This window comes from Candidatus Rhabdochlamydia sp. W815, from assembly GCF_018642185.1.
Taxonomy (GTDB): domain Bacteria; phylum Chlamydiota; class Chlamydiia; order Chlamydiales; family Rhabdochlamydiaceae; genus Rhabdochlamydia; species Rhabdochlamydia oedothoracis.
In genome coordinates this window covers 1-4,939 of record NZ_JAAVTY010000092.1, presented here as the reverse complement: position 1 = coordinate 4,939, position 4,939 = coordinate 1, and the positions used below count along the sequence as shown (strand labels likewise).

At 36.9% G+C, this 4,939-nt stretch carries 5 protein-coding genes and 1 pseudogene; 2 read left to right on the top strand and 4 right to left on the bottom strand.

What is annotated here, in order from left to right; genetic code table 11:
- Nucleotides 1–178: 178 nt before the first annotated feature.
- Nucleotides 179–334: pseudogene (locus RHOW815_RS09115) on the top strand (helix-turn-helix domain-containing protein); the annotation flags it as partial.
- Here RHOW815_RS09115 and RHOW815_RS06335 read toward each other — a convergent pair.
- Both RHOW815_RS06335 and RHOW815_RS06330 read right to left on the bottom strand, forming a co-directional pair.
- The gene (locus tag RHOW815_RS06335; protein ID WP_215217485.1) at nucleotides 331–1,491 is read right to left on the bottom strand and encodes a citrate (Si)-synthase; all 1,161 of its coding nucleotides are present in this window, start codon (nucleotides 1,489–1,491) and stop codon (nucleotides 331–333) included. The pseudogene RHOW815_RS09115 and the gene RHOW815_RS06335 sit on opposite strands and share 4 nt — an antisense overlap.
- Before the next feature lie 12 nt (nucleotides 1,492–1,503).
- Nucleotides 1,504–2,487, bottom strand: a complete 984-nt coding sequence (locus tag RHOW815_RS06330; RefSeq protein WP_215217484.1) for a malate dehydrogenase — start codon at nucleotides 2,485–2,487, stop codon at nucleotides 1,504–1,506.
- Between the two features lie 169 nt (nucleotides 2,488–2,656).
- Here RHOW815_RS06330 and RHOW815_RS06325 point away from each other — a divergent pair, with 169 nt between their 5' ends.
- Nucleotides 2,657–3,595, top strand: coding sequence for a DMT family transporter (locus RHOW815_RS06325; RefSeq protein WP_215217483.1), 939 nt, complete (start codon nucleotides 2,657–2,659; stop codon nucleotides 3,593–3,595).
- Nucleotides 3,596–3,676: 81 nt separating this feature from the next.
- Here the strand turns inward: RHOW815_RS06325 and RHOW815_RS06320 are convergent, their stop codons facing one another.
- Nucleotides 3,677–4,594 carry a hypothetical protein gene (locus RHOW815_RS06320; protein WP_215217482.1) on the bottom strand — a complete coding sequence of 306 codons (918 nt, stop codon included), beginning with the start codon at nucleotides 4,592–4,594 and terminating at the stop codon, nucleotides 3,677–3,679.
- Nucleotides 4,595–4,678: 84 nt separating this feature from the next.
- On the bottom strand, nucleotides 4,679–4,939 hold a 261-nt coding region (locus RHOW815_RS06315), incomplete at its 5' end, for an ISAs1 family transposase (RefSeq protein WP_215217481.1).

Here is a 4,939-nt window from a genome sequence, read left to right as displayed (position 1 = left end):
TGAGATTTTAAAAAAATCTCTTTATATTGGAGAGTTTAACCTACTCCGTTTAAGGAGTAACCCCTTCTTTGTGTGCAATTATGGCATGTCTATTATCAAAAGTTAGCAAAAAAACCAAAAAGTTTTAGAATTAATCCACTCCATTACACTTTGGGACTAAACATCTAAGAAATGGACACAAAAACAACTCGCTCAAGAATTATCTGTAAGTCGATCGACTATTTCTCGAATAGAAAATTGCCACAAGCTGATTACTCTGCCGCTAGCTGAAAAATTAAGTCTGATTTTTCATATCGATTCAGGGCTTTTTGTGCCTCATTTTTTCTATGATTAAACCCTTGATTTATATAGATACTTAGGTCTTACAATCGGCGTGCCTCTGCCATCTCTTGCCTTGGTACGCTCATAGACAATTTGCATGGCAATCCCAATAGATCTAGAAAGACCAAACAAAATGGTATAATACTCAGGGTAAGCAAATCCAGCCACTGTCAACATAGTTCCTGAAATAGCATCTACATTAGGATAAGGATCAGAAATCTTAGGATTTTCCAATAGTACTTTAATTCCTTCTGTACGCAAAAGCAAAGCGATTTTTACCAAAGGATGGTCTGGATAGTATTTTTGCACAAAATCGTATTGTAGGGTAGCACGTGGATCTTCTAATCGTAATACCGCGTGTCCAAATCCAAACACCAATTTTTTTTCCAATAAACGTTTACGAATCAACTTCTCTACTTGTTTAGCAGTTGCCTTTTCTCCTAATTCAGTAAGTACGCCGCTTACAAACTCTAAACAGTCCTGATTGGCTCTTCCATGGCGTGGTCCTTCTAAAGCACACATGGCTGCACAAATAGATCCATACATATCCTCTAATCCAGAAGCTACTGCTTTGCCTACAAAAGTGGATAGGTTTCCCCCACCATGATCGTAGTGTAAAATGTTGAATAGATTCATAACGGAAACAAGTTCTTTTTCTCTCTTATCAGGAACTTGGAGCATATAGCAAAAGTTTTCCATATAGCCTAAATCCAATCTGGGGTTAGGCGTTTTACCAAAGCCAGCGTGATGGTTAATCACAGCTGCGGCTAAATGAGGAACTTTAGCAATCATATTTAAACAATCCTCTGCATAGTTATCTGCAGATTCATGCATTCCTAATAATAATAGCGCTATACAAAAAAGTTTCATAGGATGGCCTTGTCGAGATAAAGCCTCAATAGTGGCAATCACCTGCTGAGAACAACAACTACGTTGTTTAATCATTTCAGAAAACTTTTCTAATTCTTGTTTGTTACCCTCTTTGCCATGATAGAGAAGATAGATGACCTGCTCTGGTTGCCATGTAGATAGTTCTGTAACAGGCCTTCCCAAATAAAATAATCCTTTTTGAGGATCAACATGTGATGTGGTGCAATAGCCTACAGGAAATCCGCGCAGGCCCGTTTCTAAATGCTCTTTTGTAATGGTAAATAACACATCCTTAGACATAACTTCCTTTAACTAAAGTAAATGTTCAATCAGCGCTCTTTCTTCTTTTAGCTCTTTTTCACTCAGTCTAATTGCCTTTTCTAAAAAAGGATCCCAAGATAATCCAGGCATAATTTCTATTATCTCTTTTTCTGTCCTATAGCATGGGAAGGAAAAAACTAATCCTTTTTCAATTCCGTAAGGATTAGGATCGGAATAAAGAGCGGCAGAAAACCTATCCTTGCTCAATCCTACTAAAGATCTTATAGAACAAATAATCGCATGAGCAGCTGATGCAGCAGAGGATCTTCCTCTGGCTTTTATGACTTCAGCACCTCTTTTCTGTACATAGGGAATAAATTCTTCTTCGCACCACTTGCGATCTTTAATCACCTCTAAAAGAGGTTTGTTCCCAATTTTTGCATGCAAAAAATCAGCTACCTGTGTTGCTGAGTGATTCCCCCAAATCGTCACATGAGAAACATCTGCAACTCCCACATTTGCTTTAATGGCAAGCATGGCTTGAGCTCTATTTTGGTCTAAAGCAGTCATAGCAAAAAATTGACTTTTAGGAATTCTAGGAGCATGATGCATAGCAATTAGGCAATTGGTATTACAAGGGTTGCCCACAACAAAAACAAGCACTTTAGAATCTGCTACTTCATTTAAGGCTTTTCCTTGCGTAACGAAAACTTTTCCATTTTCTGCTAATAAATCTTTTCTTTCCATGCCAGATCCACGAGGTTTAGCGCCGATTAAAAGCGCATAATCCACGTTTTCAAATACTTTTAATCGATCGGATTCTATTCTCACTTCTTGCAGCAAAGGAAAAGCACAATCCTGCAACTCCATAGCTACGCCTTCTGCTGTCTTTTGAAATTCATGTAGCTCTAATAAATGTAGAGCAATCGGTTGATCTAGCCCTAACATCTCGCCTGCTGCGATCCGAAACAACAAGCTATAAGCAATTTGTCCCCCAGCCCCTGTTACTGCAATTCTTTTCACTTTTTTGTTCATATAGACATTAAAAACCTTGTTTAATGATTTTAATTTTAATACACAAAAAATCATCTCTATGCAACCTAAACAAAATTAAAAATAATTTTTACTATTATTAACCATTGGTCATTGACTAGATCTCTATTTCTTGGTACCCTCGTTTGTTCTTAAACGTAAAAATTGATTCATGTCTGTATTTTTTGTTGCTTTAATGTACGTTGCTTGGTCCAGCGTTTTTTCTCTAGGAAAACTTGCTTTAGAGCATTCTCCTCCCCTTTTTCTAACAGCTTTTCGGATGCTTTTTGCAGCAGTACTCATCTTAAGTTTTTTATTAATCACCAAAAGATCCTCATTAAAATTATCTTTAAAGCAATTTGCTTCTGTTTTACTGCTCGCTTTCTTTAGCATCTATCTAACCAATACTTTAGAATTTTGGGGATTGCAGTATCTTTCTGCAGCTAAGACCTGTTTTATCTATAGCCTTTCCCCCTTTTTTGCCGCACTTTTCTCCTATATTCACTTTAATGAAAAAATGAATCCTCGCAAATGGATAGGGCTCTCTATTGGATTTATTGGATTTATTCCTGTTTTATTGACGCAAACAGGTTCTGAAGAACTCTTAAATGCTTTTAGTTTCTTCTCCTGGCCCACACTTGCTATTATAGGAGCAGCATTGAGCTCGGTCTATGGGTGGGTTCTACTTCGACTTATGGTAAAAGAGCAAGAAATTACCCCCCTTGTTGCTAATGGAACCAGTATGCTCTTTGGAGGCTTATTTGCCCTGATCCACTCCTATCTAATAGAGCCTGGCGCTCCTTTTCCCATATCTCCTCTACATCTTACCTCTTTTATAAAAAGGGTTATGTTGATCACCGTAATTTCTAACCTTATTTGCTACAACCTCTATGGTATGTTCTTAAAAAAATACACCGCTACATTTATGTCTTTTGTAGGATTGCTCAGCCCCATCTTTGCCTCTTTAAACGCTTGGCTCTTTTTAGGAGAAACCCCTTCTTGGATCATCGTTGTATCAACAAGCATTGTTTCCACAGGGCTTTGGATTGTCTACCGCGTAGAACTTAAACAGGGCTATATCGTTTCTTCTAAAACACCTGTTAGCAATTAGCTTTAGTAACATCAATGTTGAAGTTTATCTCTTTGTTTTTCAAATAGATAAACGGATTTTTCTCGGTGAAAATCCTAAAAGCTATTTAAAATCAGGAGCGGAAGGAGAAACTCCAGCAAATAAATGAGGATAACTGTTGCTAGGATTTGCTCTTTGGTTACGTATCGCTGCTTCGGATTCCTCATAAGAAGGAGGAGCTTCTAAAGGTTGCTGGAAATCCTTTATTAAGCCTGGAATTAACTGCTTGACCTCACTAAACTCTTTCTTTCCATCTTTTTCATCACTCCAGTGCACCCCACAATTATAAGCCGCATACATTACAGCTAGTGAGTTAAAAACCCCTCCTGCAACAACTGCTGTTGTTCCAGCTGTAGCAAGTGCTGGTACAGCTGCAAAGATAGTAATGCCTCCACCAGCTATTGCAAGAGTTCCAATTAAACTAGTTAGTATAGAGTATTTATAATTTGTTACTTTATCTACAGCTCTTCGATCAATTTTCAGTTGAACTTTAGCTATTTTACCTAATTCTTCAGTTAAATTTGAAGAACTGTACTTAGCCCAGCTCTCTATTGCTTTAGTATTTTCTAAATAGTTTGCAGTTCCTTCTGCTGCTTTAGAGAGTCTAGCATAAACAAATATGGAAATCCCTGCTACAGCAGTTGACACAACACCAATAGCAGCTATAGCTTTCCAGTTAGTCTTTTCTTTTTCAGTTTTTTCCTTTTCTTTAGATTTTTTAGGTGTATCTTTTGAAACGTGTACATGAGTGTTATGTATGTTATTTGTTGTGCTATTAGCAACATTAAATTGAGATGCAGGTTGTGATGAGGAAAAGAAATAATTGTTATTTACATTACTTACTAAGCCCAAACTTTCCCTAGCTCTATCATGATCAGCTGCTTTTATCTTTTTTGGTGTTGCTTCATCATATTGGGAGTTAGTCCGCTTTAACCAATCACAAATAAAAGTACGATCATTGCTTGAAATACTACTTGTCATATTTGCTCCTTTTATAATAAATTCAATTAAAAACAGATTTATTTTACTTTATTTAAAATAAAAAGTCTATGTAAATTTCAGGGCTTACGCATGAAAAATTTCCTTATCTAATAAATAATCTTTACGACATGATGCAATGAAGCGCCGTTTACGTAAACTGACCTTGCTTGTCTTATCTTTTTGTAAAAGATTCAAAGTAGCCCGTCGGGCTATAGATAGATTTTCAGCTCCATTTCCTTTTCTAACACGACTTAAATCCTCTCGGAAATTAACATCAAGTTGCCAATGCAATTTGTTTTCGATGCTCCAGTGATTACGCACTTCCTTTGCAAGACGTTCTGCGTT